We start from the raw sequence: 26,600 nt of genomic DNA on the forward strand, positions 1-26,600 counted from the left end.
TCCCCTTCTGCCTCGGAGCAGCAGGGAATCGGGGTGCGGTGCGAGGGTGCCGGTCACGACACGACCGGGCGACGGCGGCAGCCGGCGACGAGCGCTTGCCGGCGGACGGCCGGCCGGGCAGCCGACGGCGAACGGTCGGTCAGTGCGGCGCCGAGACGGACCGCAGGATCGCCGACAGGTCCGCGAGCGACTCCTGGGCGCCGAAGAGCTTGCACACGGCGGTGGTGTTCAGGACGATCTCGTCCACTCCCACGTCTTCGTAGACCCGGAGCGCCTTGACCACCTGCGGCAGGTCACCGCCCGCGAACGCACCGGTCTCCACGACACCGCGCGCCACGTCCTCGAGCCGCCCGGAGCCCACGTCGACCCCCGCCCGGCCGAGCATGTCCAGGTAGTGCGGGGCCTGCATGTGCGCCGCGTTTCCGGCCAGCGCCAGCCGTGCGGGCCCGGCGCCCTCCCGCCCCTCCTTCTCCAGTCCCGTCGGGACCATGGCGACGATCCGGGGCAGTGACGTCCGCCCCGCGCGTTCGGCGCCCTCGGCCACCGCGGGCAGGATGACGTCCCGCAGGTATCCGGGCGGCGTCAGCCACGTGATCACCACGTCGGCCACCTCGCCCGCCAGCCGGGCCATCGCCGGCCGCAGCACTCCCAGACCCACGTCGACCCGGGGCGCCGCGACCGGGGCCAACTGGCCCCGGAAGGTCAGCTGCGGACCGTCCATGACGACCGTCTCGCCGTCGAGCAGACGGCGGACCGCCGTCACGTACTGCCGTGCCACCTGGAGCGGTTTCCCGTACGGGGCTCCGAGGATGTTCTCCTGGAAGGCCGTCGATCCCGGGCCGAAGCCCGCGATCACCGGTTCCCCGGTGGCCAGCGCCACGGACCGCGCCTGCAGGGCGGCCTCGTACGGGTGACGCAGAGGCATCAGCGTGACCCCGAAGCCGGTCGGGACCCGGAACCCGGCCCCGGCCAGACCGGTGAAGGTCTGATGAGGCTCCATCACCATGGCCTGTCCCTGCCAGAGGCGGGCCGCCCCGGTCCACCGGACGAGTCCGGCGAAGGGGAGAGCCTGCTCCAGACGGCGGGGGACACAGGGGAGGAGCACGGAGTAGTCGGTCATGGCTTCGGGTTCTCCTCGTCGTCGGGTCGGGTCTGGTCGGCCTCGGCCGCGGACTACTGCCAGTCGTTGTTGTTCTTCGGCAGCGTCACGTCGGGCAGCAGACCGCCGAGGAGGTGGAGCAACCCGCCGAGGCCGGCGGCGGACGCCGCCCCGTTCCCGGTCCCGTGCGCCGTCTCGTTCCCGGTCCCGTGCGCCGCCACGGTCTCCGTCGCCGTCCGGCTCTGCGCCGGCTGCTCGGCGGCGGCGGCCGTTCCCTGGCCGGCCAGGGCGATCGTCACCGCGGTCAGCAGACCGGCGACGACGTGTCCACGACGACGGGACGACAGCGCGCTGCGGGACGTGGAACGGTTCACAGGATGTCTCCTCGGATGCTCGATGCGGTGTTCGTTCTGCGGTGTTCGTTCTGCGGTGTTCGTGCTTCCTTGCGAGAACGACTCTGCCGTCTGGCGGGGGCCGGAACGAGGCCATCTGCGCGCAGCTTGCTGCACCCTCGGATTCCTCAAGCTGCAGCGGCTCTCCCGCCGCGCCGGACCCGCCCCCGGGCCGAGCGCGCATCCGGTACGCAACCGGGGGGACGTATGACGTCAACCCTTCGTTGACAGTCGAGTACGGGCGTCTGAGGATTCCAGGGACCGCGGTGTGATCGATCATCAAACAGGGGGAAAACATGGGCAATCTGCTCGCGTTTCTAGGCGTGAACGACGAGGAGGAGCGGTTGTACCGCGCTCTGCTGCGCCGCGACTCGTCCGCATCCGGGTCCTGGGAGCCCGGTCGGGATGAGCCCACGTCGTCCGAGCAGTCCGCCCTGGACAGGCTGGTGGCGCTGGGGCTCGCCACCCGGAACACCCACGGTGCGATACGCCCGGTCCCGCCGCCCCGGGCCGTGGACGCCCTGATCGACGGGCGCCTGTGCCGTCTGCGGGAGGACCTGGAGAGCGAGGCCGCCCGGCACTCGGTCATCGAGTCCCTGTTCCGGGAGCGCTTGACCGCCGCTCCGTCACCCCGCGCGGACACCGACGACCACAGCCGGATGATCACTCAGCTGCACGGGATCGAGGCGGTCCGGGAGGCCATCGACGAGCTGACCTTCTTCGCCCGGACCGAGGACCTGACCACGGAGCCGACCGGCCGCCTCACCGAGGAGTCGATCGCCGTGTCACACCCGATCAACATGCGGTTGCTGCGCCGTGGCGTGCGCATGCGCATGATCATGGGGGCGGCGATCCTGCAGCACGACACCACGCTCACCTACATGCGTGACCTGGTCTCGCACGGAGCCGAGGTGCGGATCTCCCACCACCCGATCGAGCGTGTGATCATCGTCGACCGGTCCGCCGCGCTGACTCCCATCGACCCGGCCCACACCTCGGTGGGGGCGCTGCTCGTGCGCGAGCCCGGCCTGGTGGCCACCCTGGTCACGCTCTTCGAGCGCATGTGGGCGGCCGCGGAGGAACTCCCCGGTGAGGACACGGACCTGCCGTCCGACATCGAACGCGAGATCCTCGTCATGCTCAGAGAAGCCGACAAGGACGAGACGGCGGCGCGCCGCCTCGGTGTGTCCGTGCGCACCTACCGCAAGCACCTGGCGGTCATCATGCGCCGTCTCGGCGCGGCCAACCGAGTGGAGGCGGCGCTCGTCGCCCTCGAAAAGGGCTGGCTGAGCTGACTCGAGGTCCGGAGCGCGAGCGCGCCCGACTGCCGAGGCCCGTGGACCGGCACCCGAAGTCACCGGTCCGCGGGCCGCGGCCGGACCGCGAGCTCGGCCGGACCGCGGGCTTCGGCTAGTCGGCGAGCTCGACCGGACCGCGCCCGCCCCTCAGCCCAGCCGGGTGAGCGCCTCGGTCGCGATGTCCTCGAAGACGCCCTGGTCCGCGGCGAAGTCGGAGTCCGCGATCGGCCAGTGGACCACTATCTCGGTGAAGCCGAGCTCGCGGTGGCGCCCGGCGAAGTCGACGAAGGCCTCCACGGACTCCAGCGGCCGGCTCCGGTCCGGCGTGAACCCGGTCAGCAGGATCCTGTCCAGCTCCGCGCCGTCCCGTCCGGCGTCGGCGCACGCCTTGGCGAGCTTGTCGAGCTGGCCGCGCAGGGCCGCGTCCGACTGCTCCGCGGTCCCCGCCTCGTACAGCTTGGGGTCGCCGGTCGTCACCCACGCCTGCCCGTACCGGGCCGCCAGCTTCAGTCCGCGCGGCCCGGTCGCGGCCACCGCAAAGGGGAGCCGGGGCCGCTGGACGCAGCCGGGGATGTTACGGGCTTCCTCGGCGGAGTAGTGAGTGCCCCGGTGGCTCACCGCGTCCTCGGTGAGCAGACGGTCGAGCAGCGGAACGAACTCAGCGAAGCGGTCCGCGCGTTCCCGCGGCGTCCACGCCTCCCGGCCCAGCACCTCGGCGTCGAAGCCGTTGCCGCCCGCGCCGATGCCCAGCGTGACCCGGCCACCCGAGATGTCGTCGAGCGAGATCAGCTCCTTGGCGAGGGTCACCGGGTGGCGGAAGTTGGGTGACGTCACCAGCGTGCCGAGACGCAGGCGGTCCGTGGCCGTGGCGGCAGCGGCCAGGGTGGGCAGGGCCCCGAACCAGGGACCGTCCCGGAAGGACCGCCAGGACAGGTGGTCGTAGGTGTACGCGGCGTGGAAGCCGAGCTCCTCGGCGCGCCGCCACTTGGCCCGGCCTCCCTCGCGCCAGCGGTCGACGGGCAGGATCACGGTACTCAGCCGCAGGTTCATGCCCCCGAGCCTACGTCTGGTCCGGAAGTGTCTCCCCGCACCCCCGAAGCGCCTCGACCCCACCCCACTCCCGGCAGGGGCCCACTCGCTGGAGCGCCACGGCCACACACCCGCTCAGGAACCCTGGAGAGCCACGACCACACACCCGGCAGGGCCCACTCTGGAGCGCCACGACCCACCACCCGGCGGGCACCGGAGCGATCGCGCCGGCCCCCGGCATCGGGCCGACCGTGCCGCGTCGCCCCCGCGGAAGGCGGACCCTCGCACGGTCGTGCGGGCAACTGCGGGAGAATGGCCCGGTGACCTCAGCGACCCGACAGCCCGAGACCCCGGCCACCGCCCTCCCGCCCCGACTCATCGCCACCGATCTCGACGGCACACTGCTGCGGGACGACCAGTCCGTGTCCCCGCGCACGGTGGCCGCCCTCGCCGCGGCCGAGGAGGCGGGCATCGAGGTCTTCTTCGTCACCGGCCGCCCGGCCCGCTGGATGGACGTCGTCAGCGACCACGTCCACGGGCACGGCCTGGCGATCTGCGGCAACGGCGCCGCCGTGGTCGACCTGCACGGCGGCCCCGGCGCCCACCGCTTCGTCAAGGTGCGCGACCTGGCACGGGAGAACGCGCTGGACGCGGTCCGGCTGCTGCGCGAGGCCGCGCCCGGGACCATGTACGCCGTCGAGCAGACGTACGGCTTCTACCAGGAGCCGGAGTATCCCAAGATGCACATGGAGATCCCCGACCACCTCGCTCCGGCCGAGCAGCTGCTCGCCCCGGACGCGCCGGGGGCCGGTGAGCCGGTGCTGAAGATCCTCGCGTTCCACCCCACGCTCGACCCCGACGCCTTCCTCACCGTCGCCCGGCTGGCCATCGGCGACCGGGCCAACGTCACCCGCTCCAGCCCCAGCGCCCTGCTGGAGATCAGCGGCCCCGACGTCTCGAAGGCCAGCACGCTCGCCCTGTGCTGTGCGGAGCGCGGCATCTCCCACGAGGAGGTCGTCGCGTTCGGGGACATGCCGAACGACGTCGAGATGCTCACCTGGGCCGGCCGGTCGTACGCGATGGGCAACGCCCACCCGGACGTGCTCGCGGCCGCCTCGGGACACACCGTCGCCAACAACGAGGACGGGGTCGCGGTCGTCATCGAGCGGCTGCTCGCCGAGCGAGGCTAGACCGGCTCGTCCGCTCGCGGGCACGGCTCCCCTCCCGGGCAGCCCCGTGCGCCGCGGCCGGCCGTCCTGACGGCTGTCCCGACGGCGTGCCGATCGTCGTCCCGACGGCCATGGCCGATCGCCGTGCGGTATGCCGGTGCCGACGGCGGCTGTCCGCCGGGCCGCCCGGCCAGGGACGTCCGCTCACCGTGCCGCGGCCAGGAGTTCCGCGGCTTCCTCCCGCTCGGTCATACGGCGCAGCGGGCCGTCCACGGCAGTCAGCTCCGCGTACCGCCCGCGCTGCACCACCCGGCCCCCGTCCAGGACGACCACCTCGTCCACCGCATCGAGGCCGGCCAGCCGATGGGTGACGATCAGGGTCGTGCGGCCCTCGGTGGCCGCCAGCAGGTCGTGGGTGAGCGCGTCCGCGGTCGGCAGGTCCAGATGCTCGGCGGGCTCGTCGAGCAACAGGACGGGGAAGTCGGCGAGCAGTGCCCGGGCCAGCGCCAGACGCTGCCGTTGTCCTCCGGACAGCCGGGCCCCGTGCTCGCCCACCAGGGTGTCGAGCCCGTCGGGCAGACCGTCGGCCCACTCCAGCAGCCGGGCCCGCGCCAGCGCGTCCCTCAGCTCTGCCTCGCTCGCCTCCTTCCGCGCCAGCAGCAGGTTCTCGCGGACCGAGCTGTCGAAGAGGTGCGCGTCCTGGGCGCACAGTCCGACGAACCGGCGCACGTCGTCACCGTCCAGTGAGCGCGCGTCCACCCCGGCCAGCGTGTACGAGCCGGCGCCCGGGTCCAGGAACCGCAACAGCACCTGCGCGAGCGTGGTCTTGCCGGATCCGGAGACGCCCACGACGGCGATCCTGCGCCCCCGTGTCAGCGTGAGGTCGACGCCGGTGAGCGCGTCGCGGTCCTGCCCGGCGTGGCGGGCCGCCAGCCCCTGGACCACGAGCGGGAACGGCGACGTCGGGGCCGTGCCGGGCCGCTCGGGTTCGCGCACCGGTTCTGGGGAGTCCAGCACCTCGAACACCCGCTCCGCGCTCCGGCGCACCCGCTGGCGGTACCGCACGGCCGCGGGCAGTGCGAGCACGGCCTCGAAGGCGGCCAGCGGGGTCAGGACCACCACCGCCATGATCACGCCGGTCAGCCGCCCGTCCGCGACCGCCCGGGCCCCCACGAGTGCCGCGGCGGTCACGGTCAGCCCGGACACCAGCGCGGTCAGTCCGTCGCCGAGCGCGGTGGCGGTCGCGGTGCGTGAGGCGATCCGGGTGAGCACGGAGTCCGCCTCGCGCACCCCGGCGGTACGGGAGGGCAGGGCGCCCGCCACGGTCAGCTCGGCCGTGCCCGTGAGTAGGTCGGCCGTGCGGGCGGCGAGCGCGCCGCGGGCGGGGGCCAGCCGACGCTCCGCCCGGCGCGCCACCGCACCCGTGATCAGCGGGACCCCCACCCCGGCCGCCAGCAGCCCGGCGGCGAGGACGCCCCCGGCCTCGGGCAGCAGCCACGCCGTGAAGGCGACGGACCCCGTCGAGACGACGACGGCGGCGCCGACGGGCAGCAGCCAGCGCAGCCAGTAGTCCTGCAGGGCGTCCACGTCGGCGACGAGTCGCGACAGCAGATCGCCGCGGCGCGTCGTGCGCAGCCCGGCGGGCGCCAGCCGCTCCAGCCGCCGGTAGACGGCGACGCGGGTGTCGGCCAGCATCCGCAGCACGGCGTCGTGCGACACGAGCCGCTCGGCGTACCGGAAGATTGCCCGTCCGATACCGAAGGCGCGGGTCGCCGTCACGGCCACCATCAGGTACAGCACGGGCGGTTGCTGCGAAGCCCGAGAGATGAGCCAGCCGGAGGTGGCCATGAGGCCCACCGCGCTGCCGAGAGCCAGGCTGCCCAGCAGCAGCGCGAGGGTGAGCCGCCCGCGCCTCGCCCCGGCCATGGCACGGACCCGGGCGAGAACGCCGTCGCCGCGCCTGCCGCCGCCAGGGCCATCGCTCTCGTCGCCGTTCCCGCCGCGGTGCGTCCCGAACGCACCCGGGACGGCCACGACCGCCGTCTCCGCCGAAGAGACGTGATCGTCCGCGGGGGCGGCCTCCAGGGGACCGCGCGCCACCTCCCCGGCTGCCGCGTCCGGCCCGGCTCCAGGGCCGGCCTCGGTCTCGGCTGTGGCGCCGCCGGTCCCGGTCACAGCCGGCTCCAGCCGCACCACGCGGTCCGCCACCGCGAGCAACGCGGGCCGGTGCACGACCAGCAGCACCGTCCGGTCGGCGGCCAGCCGCCGCACGGCCGCCACGACCTCCGCCTCGGTCTCCCCGTCGAGCGCCGCTGTCGGCTCGTCCAGCAACAGCACAGGACGGTCCGCGAGGAACGCCCGGGCCAGCGCGAGCCGCTGCCGCTGTCCGGCGGAAAGCCCGGTGCCGTCCTCACCGAGCACGGTGCCGGCCCCGGCGGGCAGGGCGTCGACGAACTCCAGCGCCCCCGCGTCCGCCAGCGCCCGCTGCACGTCCGTGTCGTCGGCATCGGGACGCGCCAGCCGGACATTCTCGGCGATCGTCCCTGCGAAAAGGTGCGGACGCTGGGGCACCCAGGCGACCCGCGACCGCCACTGCTCCAGATCGGCCTCTGCCAGGTCGACTCCCCCGGCCAGCACCCGGCCCTCGGTCGGCCGCACAAAGCCCAGCAGCGTGTTCAGCAGGGTCGACTTGCCCGCGCCGCTCGGACCGACGAGCGCGACGGTCTCACCGGGCCGGACGGTGAAGGACGCGTGCGAGACGGCGTCGGCGGTCCGCCCGGGGTAACGGACGGTCACCTCCTCGAAGGCCAGGCCGGCTCCGGTCACCGCGGCCGTGCCCCGCGGCGGCACCGCCGTCTCCAGTACCTCGAAGATCTCCTCGGCGGCCGCGAGGCCCTCGGCCGCCGCGTGGTACTGCGCTCCGACCTGCCGCAGCGGAAGATACGCCTCGGGGGCGAGCACGAGGATCACCAGCCCGACGTACAGGTCCATCTCACCGTGCACGAGCCGCATGCCGATCGTCACGGCGACCAGGGCCACGGAGAGCGTCGACAGCAACTCCAGCGCGAACGACGAGATGAAGGCGATCCGCAGCGTCCGCATGGTCGCCTGCCGGTACTCACCGGTGATGCGGCGGATCGACTCGGCCTGCGCCTTGGCCCGCCCGAACACCTTCAGCGTGGGCAGACCGGCGACGACGTCCAGGAAATGTCCCGACAGTCGGGACAGCAGTCGCCACTGCCGGTCCATCCGTGACTGCGTGGCCCAGCCGATCAACATCATGAAGACCGGGATCAGCGGCAGCGTCCCGAGGATGATCGCGGCGGAAACCCAGTCCTCGGTCACGATCCGCGCCAGCACCGCGACCGGCACGACCACCGCCAGACCCAACTGCGGCAGGTAGCGCGAGAAATAGTCGTCGAGAGCGTCCACGCCACGCGTGGCGAGGGCGACCAACGAACCCGTGCGCTGCCCGGTGAGCCAGCCGGGCCCCAAGGCGGTGGCCCGCTCCAGCAGCCGACCCCGCAGCTCGGACTTCACGGCGGCGCTGGCGCGGTGCGCGGCGAGTTCGGTGAGCCAGGCGACCAGCGCACGGCCTGTCGCCACCGCCACCAACAGCACCAGCGGGGTGCGCAGTTCGGCGACCGTCATACCGTGCTGGAAGGCGCCGACCACCGCCTCGGCAATCAGCATGGCCTGCGCGATGACCAGCGCCGCTCCGACAGCGCCCAAGCCGACGACCGCCACCAGGAAGAGGCGGGTGGCCCGGGCGTATCGCAGGAGACGCGGGTCGATCGGTTTCACGTGAAACACCCTCTCCTCGACGGGCGTGTTTCACGTGAAACACGCCCTCTGCCCTCGGGCTCAGTGCACCGGCTCGGCGAGGTGCTGCGTGCCGATCCGCTTGCGGAACACCCAGTACGTCCAGCCCTGGTAGAGCAGGACAAGCGGGGTGGCGACCCCCGCACACCAGGTCATGATCTTCAAGGTGTACGGACTCGACGAGGCGTTGGTCACCGTCAGGCTCCAGTTCTCGTTGAGCGAGGAGGGCATGACGTTCGGGAAGAGCGACAGGAAGAGCATCGCCACGGCGGCCACGATAGTCACGCCGGAGAGGGCGAACGACCAGCCCTCCCGCCCCGCCCGGTTCGCCACGAGGGCCGCGATCAGCGCGGCGACCGCCACGACGAGGGCCACCAGGCTCTTGGCGTCACCGCTGTCGACCTGTGTCCATGCCAGGAAGACCAGCGCGAGGACTGCGGTCACGACGCCGACCTTCGACGCCAGCTTCCGGGCCCGCTCCCGGATGTCGCCCACCGTCTTGAGGGCCGTGAACACCGCCCCGTGAAAGGTGAACAGCGTAAGCGTCACCAGTCCGCCGAGCAGCGCGTACGGGTTGAGCAGATCCCAGAAGCCGCCCACGTACTCGAAGTTCCGGTCGATCTTGACGCCCCCCACGATGTTGCCGAAGGCGACGCCCCACAGGAACGCCGGGAGGAGCGAGGTCCAGAAGATCGCGGTCTCCCAGTTGCGCTGCCAGTTCTCCTCGGGCCGCTTCGCCCGGTACTCGAAGGCGACACCACGCACGATCAGGCAGACCAGGATGAGCAGCAGGGGCAGGTAGAAGCCGGAGAAGAGGGTGGCGTACCACTCGGGGAAGGCCGCGAACGTCGCGCCGCCCGCCGTGAGCAGCCACACCTCGTTGCCGTCCCAGACCGGCCCGATGGTGTTGATGAGCACCCGCCGCTCGGGCCGGTCGCGGGCGAGCAGCCTGGTGAGGATCCCGACCCCGAAGTCGAAGCCCTCGAGGAAGAAGTAGCCGGTCCACAGGACGGCGATGAGGACGAACCATACGTCGTGCAGTTCCATGACTGTGCAGCTCCCTCGGCCTAGTAGGAGAAGGCCATCGGCTTGTCGGCGTCCTGGTCGTCGCCGCCGATCTTCGTGGGCGGGTCGAGGTCGGCCTGGGTGAGCTCGGGCGGGCCGGCCTTCACGTACTTGGCCAGCAGCTTGACCTCGACCACGGCGAGGACTGCGTACAGCGCGGTGAAGACGGTCATCGAGAGGAGGACCTCGCCCTGGGAGACTCCGGGGGAGACCGCGTCCCGGGTCTGCAGGACGCCGTAGACGACCCAGGGCTGGCGGCCCATCTCCGTGAAGATCCAGCCCCAGGAGTTGGCGATCAGCGGGAAGCCCAGGGTCCAGATCGCCACCAGCCAGTAGAGCCTGGTGAGCTTGGGGCCGAGCGCCTTCTTCCCGAACAGCACCACGTGCGGCACCTCGTCCTCGCCGACCCTCAGGTGCTGCGGCAGCAGGAACTTGCGGCGGGTGAGCCAGAGTCCGGCCAGCCCGATGGTGAAGGAGGCCATGCCGAACCCGATCATCCAGCGGAAGCCCCAGTAGGCGACGGGGATGTTGGGCCGGTAGTCGCCGGGCCCGAACTTCTCCTGTTCGGCCTTGTTCACGTCGTTGATGCCGGGGACGTACGAGCTGAAGTCGTCGTTCGCGAGGAAGGACAGCAGGCCCGGGATCTCGACGGCGACCGTGTTGTGGCCCTTCTCGACGTCGCCGTAGGCGAAGACGGAGAAGGGAGCGGGTGCCTCACCGTCCCACAGTGCCTCGGCTGCCGCCATCTTCATCGGCTGCTGCTTGAACATCACCTTGCCGAGGACGTCGCCGCTGACCGCCGTGAGCAGACCGGCGATGACCACGGTGACCAGGCCCAGCCGTAGCGAGGTCTTCATCACCGGGATGTGCTTCCTGCGGTACAGGTGGAAGGCGGCGATGCCGACCATGAAGGCGCCACCGGTGAGGAAGGCCGCGGCCAGGGTGTGGAAGACCTGGGCGAGCGCGGTGTTCTGGGTGAGCACGGCCCAGAAGTCGGTCAGCTCGGCCCGGCCCTTCTTCTCGTTGATCCGGTAGCCCACGGGGTGCTGCATCCACGAGTTGGCCGCGAGGATGAAGTAGGCCGACAGGATCGTGCCGATCGAGACCATCCAGATGCAGGCCAGGTGGATCTTCTTCGGCAGCTTGTCCCAGCCGAAGATCCACAGACCGATGAAGGTGGACTCGAAGAAGAAGGCGATCAGGGCCTCGAAGGCGAGCGGTGCGCCGAAGACGTCGCCGACGAAGCGCGAGTAGTCGGACCAGTTCATGCCGAACTGGAACTCCTGCACGATGCCGGTGACGACGCCCATCGCGATGTTGATCAAGAAGAGCTTGCCCCAGAACTTCGTCGCCCTGAGGTACTTCTCGTTCTCCGTGCGCACCCACGCGGTCTGCAGTCCGGCGGTCAGGGCCGCCAGGGAGATCGTCAGGGGGACGAAGAGGAAGTGGTAGACGGTGGTGATGCCGAACTGCCAGCGCGCCAGGGTCTCCGGCGCCAAAGCCAGGTCCACGTCGCCGCTCCTTACTCCACGCTTGTGAATGCGTTCACATTCACAAGTAATTATGCCGCACGGGCTTTCGACATGAGAAGGGGGGTCCCCGCCCTGTCGCGAGAACCCCCTACACCCCACCTGACCAGCTACGACGTACGCCGAACGGCAAGGAACACCCGTACCGGACGCTACAGCTCCTTGCGAAAGCCCTCTGCCGCCTTCAGGAAGATGTCGTTCGCCTCGGTCTCGCCGATCGTCACCCGCACTCCTTCACCCGGGAACGGCCGCACCACGACGCCGGCCTGCTCGCACGCCCCCGCGAAGGCCGCCGTCTGCTCGCCGAGCCGCAGCCACACGAAGTTGGCCTGCGTCTCGGGCACCGTCCAGCCCTGCGCGCGCAGGGCCTCGACCACCCGCAGACGCTCGCACACCAGGGAGCCGACCCGGCCGAGCAGCGCGTCCTCGGCGCGCAGCGAGGCGATCGCGGCCTCCTGCGCGAGCTGACTGACGCCGAACGGCACCGCCGTCTTGCGCAGTGCCTCCGCGACCGGCTCGTGGGCGATGGCGAAGCCCACCCGCAGACCGGCCAGACCGTACGCCTTGGAGAAGGTCCGCAGCACGCACACGTTGGGCCGCTCGCGGTACAGCTCGACGCCGTCCGGCACCTCGGGGTCGCGGATGAACTCGCGGTAGGCCTCGTCGAGCACGACCAGCACGTCCCTCGGCACCCGGTCCAGGAAACGTTCGAGCTCGGCCCGCCTGACGACGGTGCCCGTGGGGTTGTTGGGGTTGCAGACGAAGATCAGCCGCGTCCGCTCGGTGATCGCTTCGGCCATGGCGTCCAGGTCGTGGACGTCCCCCGGCGTCAGCGGCACCTGCACGGCGCGCGCGCCGCTGATCCGCGTGATGATCGGGTACGCCTCGAAGGACCGCCAGGCGTAGATCACCTCGTCGCCGGGGCCGGAGGTCGCCTGGACCAGCTGCTGGGCGACGCCGACCGAGCCGGTGCCGGTGGCCAGATGGGCGGCCGGGACACCGAAACGCTCGGAGATCTCGTTCACCAGCGCCGTGCAGGCCAGGTCCGGGTAACGGTTGAAGGCGGCGGCCGCGGCCGTCACGCTCTCCATCACCCCGGGCAGCGGCGGATAGGGGTTCTCGTTGGAGGACAGCTTGTAGGCCACGGGACCGCCCGCCGCAGCCGGCCTGCCCGGCTTGTAGGTGGGGATACCCTCCAGCTCGGCGCGCAGCTTGGGGCTCGTCTCGCTCACCGCAGTCCTCCTCGTGACACCACCGGCTTCAATACTGCTCACCTTATGAGGATTCGGGCCCGGTGCGAACAGGTGGGGAGCCGGTGACGGAGGACGAGCGGGAGGGAGCGGCCCGGCCGTTCGTCTCGGGACGCGAGGACCTCCGCGACTTCTGAGGACGAAGACGGACGAAGGGGTGGGCACCCCGGGGGCGCGCCGTACATATATCTACGCGCCGGTGGCTCGCGCCGTGGCGCGCATCCCTCGTGCAGGTGAGTTGAGACCTCTTCGAAACATCGGGACGTTGGCAGGCTCATCCGTGCCGACACGTCACGTCCTGGGGTTGAAACCACCAACTGACTTTGTTTCTAGTGCACTTGACCCCCTACGGCCTTGCAGAAACGTGCCTGTCAATGCGTGCATATGCGTCCGCCCTACCCCACCGAATGAGCCCTACTATCGGCTCGCCATGACAGCAGCAGGGAAGCACCAGGTGAGCCGCGCGGAAACCTCACGCCGAGGCAGCCGGCCGGGCCGGGCGGGCATCAGGGACGTGGCCGCCGCCGCCGGAGTGTCCATCACGACCGTCTCGGACGCCCTCAACGGCAAGGGCAGGCTCCCCGACGCCACCCGACGCCATGTCCGCGAGGTCGCCGACCGACTGGGCTACCGCCCCTCCGCGGCAGCCCGAACCCTCCGAACCGGCAAGTCGGGCCTCATCGGCCTGACCGTGACCACGTACGGGGATGAACCTTTCACCTTCACCGAGTTCGCGTACTTCGCGGAGATGGCGCGGGCCGCCACGTCGGCCGCGCTGGCCCGCGGCTACGCGCTCGTCATCCTCCCCGCGACCTCGCGCCACGACGTGTGGTCGAACGTCGCCCTGGACGGCACGGTCGTCATCGACCCCTCCGACCAGGATCCGGTGGTCAGCGAGCTGGTCCGGCAGGGTTTACCGGTCGTCTCCGACGGCCGCCCGGCCGGCACGCTCCCGGTCACCGCGTGGGTGGACAACGACCACGAGGCGGCCGTCCTCGACATCCTCGACCATCTGGCCGACGCCGGCGCCCGCCGCATCGGCCTGCTCACCGGCACCACGACCGACACCTACACGCACCTGTCGACCAGCGCTTACCTGCAGTGGTGCGAGCGGGTGGGCCAGGACCCCGTCTACGAGGCCTACCCCGCACACGACCCGTGCGCGGGCGCCGTGGCCGCCGACCGGCTGCTGGCCCGCCCGGACCGTCCCGACGCCGTCTACGGCCTGTTCGACCCCAACGGCACCGACCTCCTCGCGGCCGCCCGCCGCTACGGACTGCGCGTCCCGGAGGAGCTGCTGATCGTCTGCTGCAGCGAGTCCATGGTGTACGCCAACACCGAGCCGCCCGTGACCACCCTCTCGCTCCAGCCGCGCCGCATCGGGACGGCGGCGGTGCAGCTCCTCATCGACGCGATCGAGGGCGTGGAGTCGGAACGGACGGTCGAGCAGGTGATACCGACCGAGCTGATGGTGCGAACGTCGTCCCAGCGCCGCCCGCCCCGCACGACGGTCAGCCCGCCCCGGGCACCGGAGAAGGGGTGAGCGGCACGACCCGTCGAGGGGTGAGCTCGCCAGGAGGGTGAACCCGCCGGGGGAAGCCGGCGAACCCGCCGGGAGCCGTCGGCGGGTCCGGGCAGAACTCCACGGCGGGGCCCCGGAGGGGCAAGGGCAGTGCGGCGGTCAGGAATTCAGGGAACGGGGGTACGGGGCCACGGGGACCCGGAGGCGCGGGTGTGTGTGGGGGGGTGCCTCTATGTCCTTCGTCAAGGCGCCCCTGTCGGTTTTGGGGTGATTCGGTCTTGCTGGGGTCATGCGGCGAGCTCGACGTCCGCGGGTGTGCGGGATTCGTAGAAGGTGCCGTCGCGGAGCATGGCGAACAGGACGCTGATGCGTTGGCGGGCGAGGCGGAGGAGGGCCTGGGTGTGGGTCTTGCCGCGGTTGCGTTGCTTGTCGTAGTAGGTGCGGGAGGCGGGGTCGGCGTTCATGCAGGCGAAGGCGGACAGGAACATGGCGCGTTTGAGCTGGCGGTTGCCGCCTCGGGGTGCGTGTTCGCCGTGGATCGAGGTGCCGGACGACTTCGTTGTCGGGGCGAGGCCGGCGTAGGAGGCGAGGTGGGCGGCGGTGGGGAAGCTGGTGCCGTCGCCGACGGTGACCAGCAGGACGGCGGCGGTCCTGACGCCGACGCCGGGCATCGACGTCAGGACCGGGGAAAGAGGGTGGGCCTCCAGCAGGGCGTTGATCTGGGCTTCCAGGGCCCGGCGCTGTTCGTGGACAGCGGCGAGCGAGCGGGCCAGGGAGGGCACGACGATGTCGAGGGTGCCGGTGCCCGGGACCACGACGGTCTGCTCGTCCAACGCTTCGAAGACATCGTCGATCAGCCGCTGGGCCATGCGTGGGGCCTTGGGCCGGATGAGCTCGACGAGCCTGCGGCGGCCGGCTTTGCGCAGTGCGGCCGGGGAGCCGTAGCGCTCCAGCAGCCAGGTGACGGCCTGGTGGTCGAGGCGGGGGCCCAGGACGCGCTCCAGCGACGGGTGGAACTGGGTGAGCAGGCCGCGTATGCGGTTGGAGGTGCGGGTGGCCTCGGCCGCGAGGTCCTGGTCGAAGCCGACGAGAACCGTGAGTTCGGCGGTGATCTCGTCGGTGAGCTCCAGCGAGCGCAGGGTGTGCGGCATGGTGCGGGCGGCGTCCGCGATCACGGCTGCGTCCTTCGCGTCGGTCTTGGCCTCGCCCGGATACAGGTCGGCGATCCGCCGCATCGCGAGTCCGGGCAGGTAGGCGACCTTGCAGCCGGTGTCCCGGGCGACCGTGAGCGGGAGGGCGCCGATGGAGGCGGGCTGGTCCACGATCACCAGGACGGTGCCGAACTTGGCCTTGAGTTTGTCGAAGACGGCCCGCAGTTTCGGCTCGCTGTTGGGCAGCTGCTTGTCGAGGACCTTCTTCCCGGCCGGGGTGAGCCCGTGGCCGTGGTGAGCACTCTTTCCGACGTCCAGGCCGAGGAACACGCCCACGTCTTCGGTGTCGAACATCGCGCCCTTTCCAGGGTGTTGAGCGTGCCGGCCTCGGCAGTGGTGTCGTGCGCGCGCATCCACGTTATGCAGACCTGCCGCCCGCGAGCTGTCCGGCATTGCGCCGGACCGGGCGGTGGCCGGACCTCTCATCAGCGTCTCCGACGGCACCTCCCGAGCCCGGTGACACCACCCCCCAGGTCATCCGTTCGACAGGGGGACACAGTCATGCCGGGCCCGGAGGCCAGCGGCCCTCTTGCAGGACCGCGAAGAACATAACGGGGGCGGGAGGTGCGGTACCAGGAGCACGGGACTCGGTCCGGGGTGGACCGCGCGGCGTCAACGCCCGTGAGCGAGCAGCACGTATGGGCGTTTTCCGGCGGGCGGGCAACGGCTCGGCCGGCCGGAGTTCCGACGGTCCGTCAGGCACGGGCCATGGTCCCGGCCGGCCGTCGCGGCAGAACTCGGCGGTTGCTCCGCGCTTCCCGTTCGTCCGTGGTGGTCACCCATCCTCAGCAGTCACCGAAGTCACATGCACCCCAGCCGACGCAACGCCCCCACCGGTCCCCGGCCCCGCGCCCACCCGGCCGACCGGCGGGATCCCACCGGTGGTGCGGTGGTGCGGACACGGTGTGCGGGGGATGGGCGGGGACTGCCGAAGCCCGGGCCAATCGGGGCGAAAGCCGCGACGAACCGGAGCCCCGCCTCGATTCCCCACCCCTGGGTCATCACACGGCGCGATCCGCATTCCTATGATGGGCGCACGGCACCGCGGGCCGCTGCGACCAGGCAGCCCGAAGGGTGCAGATGCGGCGCGATGGTGGAGGGGTCTGATGACTCAGGGGGCCGGTCAGGGACCCGAGGTGGAGCGGACGGCGACGTTGCGTGACTTCCGGGTGCCCGCGTACGTCCACGAGACCGGTCCGTACGACCACGACATCCATCCCGGGAACGCCGCGCCGCCCCTCGAGGAGCCGCTCGAGCACCCGGAGGGCTACACGCCGACCCAGCGCGACCTGCCCGTCATCAACCGTCGCGGCGACACGCTCCAGGTGACCGTGGACCCGGCGGCCGTCCAGGCGCCGGTGACCGCGACCGGTCCGGGTCCGCTGTTCGTCGTCGGCGACGTGCACGGCTACCTCGACGACCTGGTGGCCGCCCTGCGGGAGAAGGGTCTGGTCGACGCGGCCGGCAACTGGTGCGCGGGCACGGCCCGCCTCTGGTTCCTCGGCGACTTCACCGACCGCGGTCCGGACGGCATCGGCGTCATCGACCTCGTCATGCGGTTGTCCGCGGAAGCCGCCGCAGCCGGCGGATACTGCAAGGCCCTCATGGGCAACCACGAACTGCTGCTGCTCGGTGCCAAGCGCTTCGGCGACACCCCGGTCAACTCCGGCGCGGGTACCGCCACCTTCCAGGCGGCCTGGCTGCTCAACGGCGGCCAGAAGCACGACATGGACCGGCTCCAGGACCACCACCTGCAGTGGATGTCCCGTCTGGACGCCATGGAGGAGGTCGACGGCCATCTGCTCGTCCACTCCGACACCACCGCCTACCTCGACTACGGCGACTCGATCGAGGCGGTCAACGACACCGTCCGCGAAACGATCACGCGTAACGACGCGGACGAGGTGTGGGATCTGTTCCGCAAGTTCACGAAGCGTTTCTCCTTCCGCGACGAGGGCGGCGCCGACGCCGTGCGCTCCCTCCTCGATACGTACGGCGGCACCCGCATCGTTCACGGCCACAGCCCGATTCCCTACCTGCTCGGCGAAGTCGGCTCCGAGGAGGGCGAGGACAACAGCGGGCCGCATGTCGAGGGACCGCACGTCTACGCCGACGGGCTGGCCATCGCGATGGACGGCGGCGTGACGATGGCCGGGAAACTCCTGGTGCAGCAATTGCCCCTGAGTATCTGAGCGTTACCGACCGCTCGCGGTGCGTCACCCGTACCGCTGTCGACCCGTCGACGGCGTCGCAGGCCAGGGGCCAATTTCGGCGAACCCCCTGTCACGCCATGCCGTCGCCGCTCTACCATCGGTTCATCCGTAGCAGGCTCCCCTCCGTTTCTGCCCGACGGCTCGTTGGCATGCGAGCCCCAAGCCCTACGGAGCATCGGGGGATGCACATGAACAGCGTTCCGCAGCACCTGCACAGCGAGGACCGCCAGGAGTACGAGCGGATCCTCGACGAGGCGCTGCGCTCCGCCCCACACCACCCGGAACTGGCTGCTGTCGGACAGCGGCTCAACCCCGAACAACTGCGCACCATGGCCCTCAACGCCTCCGCGCTCATCACGGTGGCCGCGGCGGCCGAGTACCAGCACTACGTGAAGATCCGCGAGGAACTGCGCCATCCCGCGCCGACGGACCCGACGATGACGTCGGGTCCCTCGGCCACCGCCGGGACCGGCCCCGCGGAGCCGGGCGCGACCGCCATGGGCATCGCCACCAGCATGGGGGAGGCGGCCCAGGCCGCCGAAGCCGCCGGGGCCGGCGCGGTCGCCGCCGTCCTCACCCCCGTCCTCGCCGGGACCGCCGCGGGGATATTCCTCCTCGTCGGCTACATCCTCAGAGTGCTCGACCCCCAACAGGCGTTCGCCCGGACGATGCTCACGGCAGGCTGGGCCTTCGGGGCCGTGGCCGCGGCCGCGATCCTCGTCGCCACCGTCGCGTTGCTGATCACGGCTCTGCGCAACCGGCCCTCCCTGGAAGCCGGACCGTACGGCGAACTGAGCGAAGAGGTGGACCAGGCCAGGGAAGCCTGGCGGGAAGCCCTGCTGGAGCGCGGCATCCTGCCGTTCCTCCGGGAGGCCCTCACCGCTCCCGGAGCGGTGGCCCCCGTGCACAGCGACCCGGTTCGGCCCGCGCCCGTCAGCCGCCTCCCGAAGATCGGCTACGACCGCCCGGGCTTCAGCAGCCCCGATGACGGCCGCTCGGCCGGCTCACGGCCCAGTTTCAGCAGCCCGGACTACTCCAGCCCGGACTTCGGCGGACCGGACCACCAGCCGGAATAGGGCGTCCGGGCATCCGGGCGTCCGGTTTGCGCCCCCGGCGAACCCGGCCGCCGTGCCGGGAAGTCCGCTGCCCCGCGCCGGGAGCGCAGGCCGCGGACGCGGCGACGCCCGGGTGGCCGGCGGAGCCGGACCACGCCGGCCGCGCTGACGCCGGCTCAGGCAGTACCCGGGGGCCGGGTGTGCCATGGAGCCGACGCCGGGATGGGGTGAGGCCAGGGCGCCGACGCCCGGGTGGGGTGAGGCCAGGGCGCCGACGCCCGGGTGGGGTGAGGCAGGGTGCCGAGGTTCTGATACCGCGGCCCGGGCCGAGGCTCGGCTGTCGCCTGCCCGGCCCCGGGCGGCGGACGGCGGTGAGAGGTCGGGGCGCGTCGAACGGCCGGAAAAGCGGTCAGAGGATGCCGGCCTGCCCCGCGGCCGTGATCCAGCTGGGGAACTCGGAGAGAAGCCGGTCGTACAGCTCCTGGTCCGGGACGTCGGCGATGTCGTCGACGGCGAAGAAGCCCACGTTGTCCACCCGACGCCCGGGCAGCGTGTCGAACCGCTCCAGGACGCCGTAGTTGGACCGCCCGAGTCCCACGAACTGCCAGAAGATCGGCTCCTCGACCGCGGCCCGCAACTCCCGCTCGATAGCCGCGTCCCGGTAGACCCCTCCGTCGGAGAAGAACAGCACCAGCGTCGGAACCGGCGCCGGATTCTCCCGAACGTAGGACCTGACCTGCGCGATCGCCTTCTGCTCCTCGTTCTGGATGCCGACCGAGCGCATGTCGACCTGCCCGGGCTCCATCCCCTTGCGGGGCTTCTTGCCGCGCCGGAACAGGCTCATCTCCCCTCCGCGCACATGCAGCCGCAGCCACTCGGGCAGTTCCCCCAGGCTCAGGTCGGGGAGGCGTGCGGCTTCGCTGGCGAACGTCCAGGCCTGCATCTCGCCGTCGTCGTCGAGTTGCGCCACCACCGCCGCCATCCGCTCCACGACGTCCGCCACCACCCCTCGGGAGTACAGGAACGCCATGGAACCGGAGGCGTCGAGGACGAGCACGACCCGGGCGCTGATCCCGGCCGCCCCCCGCTTGCTCAGGCTGACGGCGACCTGCTCCTTGCGCAGCGACAGGCGCTTGCGCATGTCCACGGGAAGCCGCTCCTCCCCCATGGTCAGACGGGGGCCCGAGGGCCCGGTGACCCCCGCGCCCGTATCCGGCAGACCCGCGCGAACGGGTGTCCTCGAGACCGGCGGGACAGTCGGAGGCACGCCCGGGCTGCCGACCCGCGACGCGTCCGGGCCGGCGACCCGCTGCGCGTCGGGGCGAACCCGAGGCGGCGCGCTCGACTGAGCGGGCGCCTCCTCAGACTCCTCGTCCACCGTGATCCCGAAGTCGGTGGCCAGCCCCGCGAGCCCGGACGCGTACCCCTGCCCGACCGCCCGGAACTTCCAGCGGCCCTCACGCCGGTACAGCTCACCGCCGATGAACGCCGTCTCGGTGTCGGCCTGCATCTCGAAGCGAGCCAGTTCGGATCGCCCGTCCGGGTCCAGCACCCGCAGTGTCAGACCGGTGACCTGCCCGAAGACGCCGCCGTCGGCCGACGCACACAGCACCACCCGCGTGATGACGCCCTCCAGCGCATCGAAGTCCACCTCCACCGTGTCGGTCGTGAAGCCGCCGTCGCGCTGCTTCCCGAGGTGCCGCACAGCGCCGGATGCGTGGCGGGGCTGGTTGTAGAAGACGAAGTCACCGTCGCCCCGCACCCGTCCGTCGGCGGTCAGCAACAGCGCCGAGGCGTCCACGTCCGGCCCCGTGGCCCTCTCGGACCAGCTGAGTTCCACACGAACGGCGTGCGAGTCGACGGCCAGGTTCGCGCCCTTGCTCATGGATCGCGCAGTCATGAGCACAGTGAAGCACCACGGCCCCGGTCCCCGGCCGGGTGAGCCTCCCCGACCGGGAACTTCCCTGAACCGAACCCGAGCCTCAGGACGGCACGGGTCGTCTGTCGGCCACCGCCGTCAGGTGGCCAGGGGCAGATACACCCGGTTCCCACCCTCCGCGAACTCCTTGGACTTCTGGGCCATGCCCTCCTCGATCTCCGTCCTGCTGCCTCCGTGAGGTGGCAGGCCGCGCAGGTTCGTCGCGGCCCGATCCACTCAGAGCAACCGCAGGTCGGGCAGATAGCCGGTCAGGACCACGACGCACACCGGCTTTCCTGTGTTCGCACGTCCCAGCCACACGGGATACGTGCCGTCCCCGCCGGTGCAGAAGGAGACGAGGTCACTGCCGGTCGCCTCGTCCGTGGTGCGGATGTACCCGTCGCTGATGCTCTCTCCTGCATCGTCCTCCTGCTCCACGAGATGGCGTCGGTACTTGTCCGCGAGCACTTCCCACCCCGAGGCATCGGCGAAGGACCCCGCAGCGCCGTCCGTGTCGAAGCCGAAGAACTCATCCTCGCGCAACAGCCTGACGTCGTCCTTCTCGGTGAGCGCCAGCTCCCACGACAACACCGGTTCTTCCCCGAGCAGCAGACGGACAGCGACTTCCTCCTCCACGGGGAAGCGCTCGTCCTCGTACTGGCTCTCATAGGCCACCACGGCAGCCTGAATGAGGTACTCGCCCGGAGGGATCCGCTCGGACAGCTCACGACCAGCGCCGTGGCCCTTGGTGAGGGGGTCCGCGACGGCCAGCCTGCCGCTGGGCACACGCAGAGCCGCGATGTTCCGTATTGGGGTGACCGTCATCTCCGGCTCGAAGCTCGTCACTATGCGTGTGCCTGACTCGAACAACTCCTCGAGATGGGCTGGTCGGGCCGGACGCGGAGGCACCCAGGGAGAAGGCCGGCCATCGGCGAAGCGGTCTGCGCACCATGCCTCGGTCTCGCTCTGAGTGGCGTCCACGAAGTCCAGCTGCTCCCCTGGCGGCAACGTTTGTGACAGGAGCAGCTGCCTGACACCGCATACGCCGAACCCTGATCTGGCATGCCATCGGTTCTCTTCGGGAATGTCCGCGGGCATGTGGCGTGACGGTCCCCGCGCCCCCTTCGGTTCGCTCACCCTGCGCCCTTTGCCGCCCGGAAAGAGGTCCACGTAGGTGCGCCCGGCTTCGAGGGCGAACTCGGTCTGCTCCTCGGTGTCATAGCGCCATCCCCCGAGGTGGCGCAGGAACAGGCGCCCGGGTTCGAGCAGGCGCCAGTCCGCCTCCCTGATTCGCCGTCCCCGATCGTCGTACGCCCATGCGCCCACGTGGGAATCACCCCAGGCCACCAGGTGCACTTCGACTGGTGAGGTTTGGCCCTCCCGCCAGTGCACCATCACATAGGGCTTTCCCACACGGTCCCGTGCCTCGGCCGCAGCAGGCGAGAGCGGGTGGAGCACCGTCCGGGAGACCAGGTCCCACCCCTCGGCGAAAGACACCTTCACCGTCTGCCCAGCATCCCGCACCATGCCTCCCGAGCTGCACCGATCACGCTCCTGCTGTTTCGAGGAACCATAGGGGCGGCATACGACAACGGCCGGCGCTGCCGTGGAGAGCAGTGCGACAGGCGGTGCCCGGATCAGTCGACCGCAGGCACCGCCCGGAGCCTCACTCGGCGAGTGGCAGGTACACCCTGTTCCCGCTCGCCGCGAACTCCTTCGACTTCTGGAGCATCCCCTCCGCGACCTCCTCAGCCGTCGCCCCCGCAGCAGCCGTACCACCGAACTGCGCTGTGATGCTTTGACTAATCTTCATCGAACAGAACTTCGGCCCGCACATCGAGCAGAAGTGCGCCGTCTTCGCGGGCTCGGCCGGAAGTGTCTCGTCGTGGAACTCCCGTGCCGTGTCCGGGTCGAGGGCGAGATTGAACTGGTCCTCCCAGCGGAACTCGAAGCGGGCGTCGGACAGGGCGTCGTCCCATTCCTGTGCTCCGGGGTGCCCCTTGGCGAGGTCGGCGGCGTGGGCGGCGATCTTGTAGGTGATGACACCGGTCTTGACGTCATCGCGGTTGGGCAGACCGAGATGTTCCTTGGGTGTGACGTAGCAGAGCATGGCCGTGCCCCACCAGGCGATCATCGCGGCGCCGATACCGGAGGTGATGTGGTCGTACGCGGGCGCAACGTCCGTCGTCAGCGGGCCGAGCGTATAGAACGGAGCTTCATCACAGATCTCCTGCTGAAGGTCGATGTTCTCCTTGATCTTGTGCATCGGGACATGCCCCGGGCCTTCGATCATCGTCTGTACATGGAAACGCTTGGCGATCCTGTTGAGTTCCCCGAGCGTCCTCAACTCGGCGAACTGCGCCTCGTCGTTGGCGTCCGCGATGGACCCCGGCCGCAGCCCGTCGCCCAGCGAGTAGGTGACGTCGTAGGCGGCGAGGATCTCGCAGAGTTCCTCGAAGTTCTCGTAGAGGAACGACTCCTTGTGGTGGGCGAGGCACCAGGCGGCCATGATCGAGCCACCGCGCGACACGATGCCGGTCTTGCGGTTGGCCGTGAGCGGGACGTACGGGAGACGGACGCCCGCGTGGACCGTCATGTAGTCCACGCCCTGCTCGGCCTGCTCGATGACCGTGTCCTTGTAGATGTCCCAGGTCAGCTCCTCGGCACGGCCGTCGACCTTCTCCAGCGCCTGATACAGCGGCACCGTGCCGATGGGGACGGGGGAGTTGCGCAGCACCCATTCGCGAGTGGTGTGGATGTTGCGCCCGGTCGACAGATCCATGACCGTGTCGGCGCCCCAGCGGGTCGCCCAGGTCATCTTCTCGACCTCCTCCTCGATGGAGGACGTCACCGCCGAGTTGCCGATGTTGGCGTTGACCTTAACCAGGAATCGTTTGCCGATGATCATCGGCTCGATCTCCGGGTGGTTGACGTTGGCCGGCAGCACGGCCCGGCCCGCCGCTATCTCGTCGCGTACCACCTCGGGAGAGACGTTCTCCCGTATCGCCACGAACTCCATCTCGGGGGTGATCTCCCCACGGCGCGCATAAGCGAGCTGGGTGACGGCCTTGCCGTCCCGTCCACGGCGCGGCAGACGCGGCCTGCCCGGGAACACCGCGTCGAGGTTGCGCAGGCCCCCACGCGGCGAGGTGTGCTTGATGCCGTCGTCCTCGGGACGAACGGGACGGCCCGCGTACTCCTCGGTGTCGCCCCGCGAGATGATCCAGTTCTCCCGCAGCGGCAACAATCCCCTGCGCACGTCCGTCTCGACGAGCGGATCGGTGTATGGGCCGGACGTGTCGTACAGCGTGACCGACCGGCCGTTGGTGAGGTGCACCTGTCGGACCGGCACCCGGAGGTCGGGGCGATCGCCCTCGACGTATCCCTTGTGCCAACCGATGGACCTCCCGCCCTCCGCGTTGACGTCGACCGCGTTCTCGTTGGTGACGTCCTGCATGGAGGCAGGCGTGCGTGCGTCCTTGTTGGTCATGAGACCTACTCCCTACGCCGGCATTACCCGGTAACAGGTTCGGCGGTCGACGCAGCGGCTACCGTCTCCCGACGCTCATGGGAAACATCACTCGATTTGAGAGACGTTTCACGTGAAACATCGCGAAGACGGAGGTCAGCGTCCTCTCAGCCCGGTGCTCCGAGCTCCCGCGTGTGCAAAAGGTGGCTCCACGCTAGCGGCTTATGTGGCGCGGTGAACAGTGGGCCTCTTTCGTTCTTGCGATGATCGGGCGGTGACGACACACCAGCCCCCGTACCCACCGCCTGAGCCGCCCCGCCGGCCTGCCGCCGGAAACGGTCCCGGCGGTGGCCCGGGCACCGGTGCCACCAGCGGCTTCGAACAAGGCCCCGCACGCGGCCCCGGAGAAGACCGCGGTGTCGACGACGGCATGGACACCGGTGTCGGCAGCGGTCACTTTCACGAGCGCACCCACGGCTCCGGCCCAGATCATTCTCCGGGATACGCCGGCGGGTTGGGGGGGCTGAGCGGTCTGCGCCGCCAGGGCCGTCAGGGTCGTGGTGCGGCTCCGGGCGGCCAGGACCGGGTTCCCGGCGGCGCTTCTGCGCAGGGTCGCGGGGACGGACAGGCGAACCGGCCGGCACAGGCCGCGGCCGGGGCGGGTTCCGGGCAACCCACCGGCTCCCGCCCCACAAGCGGCTACGACCAGGACCGCGCACACGTGGCCGGGTACGGACACGCCCGACCCGAGCGGGGCAACCCGCAGGGACAGCCGTCCGGGTACGGGCGGGGGCAGAATCCAGGCGACGTACACGAACCGTTCCCCGACGCGGCTCGACCCAGCGGCTGGGGGAACAGCCCCGGCGAGCGCCATGACAGCGGCCACGGGCACCGCCACGACGACGCGCAAAGGGCCGGCAACGGCGACGTTCAAGGGTCCGGCAACGGTCACGGCCATGCCTCCCGTCACGGTCATCATGCCGACCACGGTCGTGATTCCGGTGCCGGTCCCGGCGCCGGAGACGACGGCAGCGGCGGAAGCGGCGGACACGGGCCCGGGCATACACACGGCCACAGCCACAGCCACGGTCCCGCCGCCCCCGTCTCCCAGCACCTGCGCAAGGTCATCGCAGCCATCCTCATCCCGTTCGGGGCCGCGGTACTGGTCGGGCTCGTGGTGCTGTGGCCCGGCGGGGCTCCCGCGCACGAGCGCACCGGCGTCGGCTTCGACCGACAGACCCAGCAGGCCACGGTCACCAAGGTGCTCCGGGTGAGCTGCGCGTCGGTGAACGCCTCCGGCGACGCCCCCACCGGGGACACCTCCACGGCCGAAGGGTCCTCCGCCCAGCAGCAGGCGAGCGGCACCTGCAAGAAGGCCACGATCCGGGTGGACACTGGCGACGACAAGGGCCGCACGTTCACCGAGATCGTCCAGCCGGACCAGTCAAGGCAGTTGGAGCAGGGCGAGAAGGTCGTGGTCGCCTACGAGCCCTCGGCGCCGAAGGACCTCCAGTACTCGGTCGCCGACGTGAACCGCCGTGTTCCGATGGCGTTGCTGGCCGTCATCTTCGCCGTCGCCGTCGTGGTCGTCGGGCGGCTCCGCGGCGTCATGGCGCTGATCGCGCTGGCCATCAGCTTCATGGTGCTGAACTTCTTCGTCCTCCCCGCGATCCTGCAGGGCTCCAACCCGCTGGTCGTGGCGGTGGTGGGGTCGAGCGCCATCATGCTGATCGCGTTGTATCTCTGTCACGGCCTGTCGGCCCGCACCTCCGTCGCGGTACTCGGCACACTCATCTCACTGCTGTTGATCGGCGTCCTCGGTTCGCTGTTCATCGACTGGGCCTTCCTGACCGGCAACACGGACGACAACACCGGCCTGATCCACGGCCTGTATCCCTCCATCGACATGAGCGGTCTGCTGCTCGCCGGCATCATCATCGGCTCGCTCGGCGTCCTCGACGACGTGACCGTCACCCAGACGTCTGCGGTCTGGGAGCTGCACGAGGCCAACCCGTCGATGGGCTGGCGCGCTCTCTACCGCGCCGGCATCCGGATCGGCCGGGACCACATCGCCTCCGTGGTGAACACGCTCGTCCTCGCCTACGCGGGCGCGGCGCTGCCCCTGTTGCTGCTCTTCTCGATCGCGCAGAGCAGCGTGGGGACGGTCGCCAACAGCGAGTTGGTCGCCGAGGAGATCGTGCGGACGCTGGTGGGCTCGATCGGCCTGGTCGCTTCCGTGCCCGTCACGACGGCCCTGGCGGCCCTCGTGGTCGCCGCGGACCGCCCGTCATCGGCTGCGGTGCCCACAACGACCCAGAGTGCCTCTCCAGTGGCATCGACGGCTTCGGCGGGCGCGGTGCCCGCCGGTTCGTCCCAGGCCCGGGGCGGCCGGGGCAGACGGCGCAAGCGCTGATCGAGCCGCTGGTACGGGAAGCCCCTCGGGGGCCGACTGCGCCGATCCGTCCGGACGGCGGACGGGGGCAGCCGGACCGGGGGGCAGCCGAGACCGGAGGTAGCCGAGACCGGAGGCGGCCCGGTGGCTCGCCCAGCACGCGCGGC

The 26,600-nt window shown here is 70.9% G+C and carries 17 protein-coding genes, 1 pseudogene and 1 riboswitch; of the genes and pseudogenes, 6 read left to right on the forward strand and 12 right to left on the reverse strand.

Annotated elements, in window-relative coordinates; translation table 11 throughout:
- Nucleotides 1–139: 139 nt before the first annotated feature.
- On the reverse strand, nt 140–1,120 hold the full coding sequence (locus C6376_RS09205; RefSeq protein WP_107442973.1) for an LLM class flavin-dependent oxidoreductase: 981 nt from the start codon (nt 1,118–1,120) through the stop codon (nt 140–142).
- 53 nt (nt 1,121–1,173) lie between these two features.
- Nucleotides 1,174–1,473 (reverse strand): hypothetical protein, encoded by a 300-nt coding sequence (locus C6376_RS09210; RefSeq protein WP_107442974.1) that lies wholly within the window; start codon nt 1,471–1,473, stop codon nt 1,174–1,176.
- 314 nt (nt 1,474–1,787) lie between these two features.
- Between C6376_RS09210 and C6376_RS09215 the strand changes: the two genes are divergently transcribed.
- Nucleotides 1,788–2,786 carry a LuxR C-terminal-related transcriptional regulator gene (locus C6376_RS09215; protein ID WP_159083190.1) on the forward strand — a complete coding sequence of 333 codons (999 nt, stop codon included), beginning with the start codon at nt 1,788–1,790 and terminating at the stop codon, nt 2,784–2,786.
- Between the two features lie 150 nt (nt 2,787–2,936).
- On the opposite strand, the gene C6376_RS09220 is transcribed toward C6376_RS09215, so the two are convergent.
- Nucleotides 2,937–3,839: an LLM class flavin-dependent oxidoreductase gene (locus C6376_RS09220; RefSeq protein WP_107442976.1), complete on the reverse strand. Its 903-nt coding sequence runs from the start codon at nt 3,837–3,839 to the stop codon at nt 2,937–2,939.
- A gap of 299 nt (nt 3,840–4,138) precedes the next feature.
- Between C6376_RS09220 and C6376_RS09225 the strand changes: the two genes are divergently transcribed.
- Nucleotides 4,139–5,008 carry a Cof-type HAD-IIB family hydrolase gene (locus C6376_RS09225; RefSeq protein ID WP_107442977.1) on the forward strand — a complete coding sequence of 290 codons (870 nt, stop codon included), beginning with the start codon at nt 4,139–4,141 and terminating at the stop codon, nt 5,006–5,008.
- A 183-nt stretch (nt 5,009–5,191) separates the two neighbouring features.
- Here the strand turns inward: C6376_RS09225 and cydD are convergent, their stop codons facing one another.
- The 4 genes from cydD to hisC all read right to left on the reverse strand — a co-directional run bounded on the left by cydD (nt 5,192) and on the right by hisC (nt 12,635).
- Entirely contained in the window at nt 5,192–8,791 is a 3,600-nt protein-coding gene (cydD, locus tag C6376_RS09230; RefSeq protein WP_107442978.1) for a thiol reductant ABC exporter subunit CydD, read from the reverse strand.
- 60 nt (nt 8,792–8,851) lie between these two features.
- On the reverse strand, nt 8,852–9,856 hold the full coding sequence (gene cydB / locus C6376_RS09235) for a cytochrome d ubiquinol oxidase subunit II (RefSeq protein WP_107442979.1): 1,005 nt from the start codon (nt 9,854–9,856) through the stop codon (nt 8,852–8,854).
- A 20-nt stretch (nt 9,857–9,876) separates the two neighbouring features.
- The gene (locus C6376_RS09240; protein ID WP_107442980.1) at nt 9,877–11,385 is read right to left on the reverse strand and encodes a cytochrome ubiquinol oxidase subunit I; all 1,509 of its coding nucleotides are present in this window, start codon (nt 11,383–11,385) and stop codon (nt 9,877–9,879) included.
- A 170-nt stretch (nt 11,386–11,555) separates the two neighbouring features.
- Nucleotides 11,556–12,635 (reverse strand): histidinol-phosphate transaminase, encoded by a 1,080-nt coding sequence (gene hisC, locus C6376_RS09245; protein WP_107442981.1) that lies wholly within the window; start codon nt 12,633–12,635, stop codon nt 11,556–11,558.
- A 448-nt stretch (nt 12,636–13,083) separates the two neighbouring features.
- On the opposite strand from hisC, the gene C6376_RS09250 reads away from it, so the two are divergent.
- Nucleotides 13,084–14,196 carry a LacI family DNA-binding transcriptional regulator gene (locus C6376_RS09250; RefSeq protein ID WP_107442982.1) on the forward strand — a complete coding sequence of 371 codons (1,113 nt, stop codon included), beginning with the start codon at nt 13,084–13,086 and terminating at the stop codon, nt 14,194–14,196.
- A gap of 266 nt (nt 14,197–14,462) precedes the next feature.
- On the opposite strand, the gene C6376_RS09255 is transcribed toward C6376_RS09250, so the two are convergent.
- Nucleotides 14,463–15,680 (reverse strand): IS110 family transposase, encoded by a 1,218-nt coding sequence (locus C6376_RS09255; RefSeq protein ID WP_107442753.1) that lies wholly within the window; start codon nt 15,678–15,680, stop codon nt 14,463–14,465.
- Nucleotides 15,681–16,492: 812 nt separating this feature from the next.
- Here C6376_RS09255 and C6376_RS09260 point away from each other — a divergent pair.
- Together C6376_RS09260 and C6376_RS09265 are read left to right on the forward strand one after the other, a co-directional pair.
- Nucleotides 16,493–17,578: a metallophosphoesterase gene (locus tag C6376_RS09260; protein WP_107442983.1), complete on the forward strand. Its 1,086-nt coding sequence runs from the start codon at nt 16,493–16,495 to the stop codon at nt 17,576–17,578.
- A gap of 203 nt (nt 17,579–17,781) precedes the next feature.
- On the forward strand, nt 17,782–18,675 hold the full coding sequence (locus tag C6376_RS09265; protein ID WP_107442984.1) for a hypothetical protein: 894 nt from the start codon (nt 17,782–17,784) through the stop codon (nt 18,673–18,675).
- A 388-nt stretch (nt 18,676–19,063) separates the two neighbouring features.
- On the opposite strand, the gene C6376_RS09270 is transcribed toward C6376_RS09265, so the two are convergent.
- The 4 genes and pseudogenes from C6376_RS09270 to thiC form a co-directional block, all read right to left on the reverse strand.
- Nucleotides 19,064–20,554 carry a VWA domain-containing protein gene (locus C6376_RS09270; protein ID WP_107442985.1) on the reverse strand — a complete coding sequence of 497 codons (1,491 nt, stop codon included), beginning with the start codon at nt 20,552–20,554 and terminating at the stop codon, nt 19,064–19,066.
- A 117-nt stretch (nt 20,555–20,671) separates the two neighbouring features.
- Nucleotides 20,672–20,770: pseudogene (locus tag C6376_RS09275) on the reverse strand (thiamine biosynthesis protein ThiC); the annotation flags it as partial.
- A gap of 39 nt (nt 20,771–20,809) precedes the next feature.
- Nucleotides 20,810–22,099, reverse strand: coding sequence for a DUF4241 domain-containing protein (locus tag C6376_RS09280; protein ID WP_107442986.1), 1,290 nt, complete (start codon nt 22,097–22,099; stop codon nt 20,810–20,812).
- A gap of 139 nt (nt 22,100–22,238) precedes the next feature.
- Entirely contained in the window at nt 22,239–24,062 is a 1,824-nt protein-coding gene (gene thiC / locus C6376_RS09285; protein ID WP_107442987.1) for a phosphomethylpyrimidine synthase ThiC, read from the reverse strand.
- Nucleotides 24,055–24,243, reverse strand: a riboswitch (TPP riboswitch). Its footprint overlaps the gene before it by 8 nt.
- A 519-nt stretch (nt 24,244–24,762) precedes the next feature.
- On the opposite strand from thiC, the gene C6376_RS09290 reads away from it, so the two are divergent.
- Nucleotides 24,763–26,454, forward strand: a complete 1,692-nt coding sequence (locus tag C6376_RS09290) for a YibE/F family protein (protein WP_254075888.1) — start codon at nt 24,763–24,765, stop codon at nt 26,452–26,454.
- Nucleotides 26,455–26,600: the final 146 nt, after the last annotated feature.

It is taken from the genome of Streptomyces sp. P3, assembly GCF_003032475.1.
GTDB lineage: Bacteria > Actinomycetota > Actinomycetes > Streptomycetales > Streptomycetaceae > Streptomyces.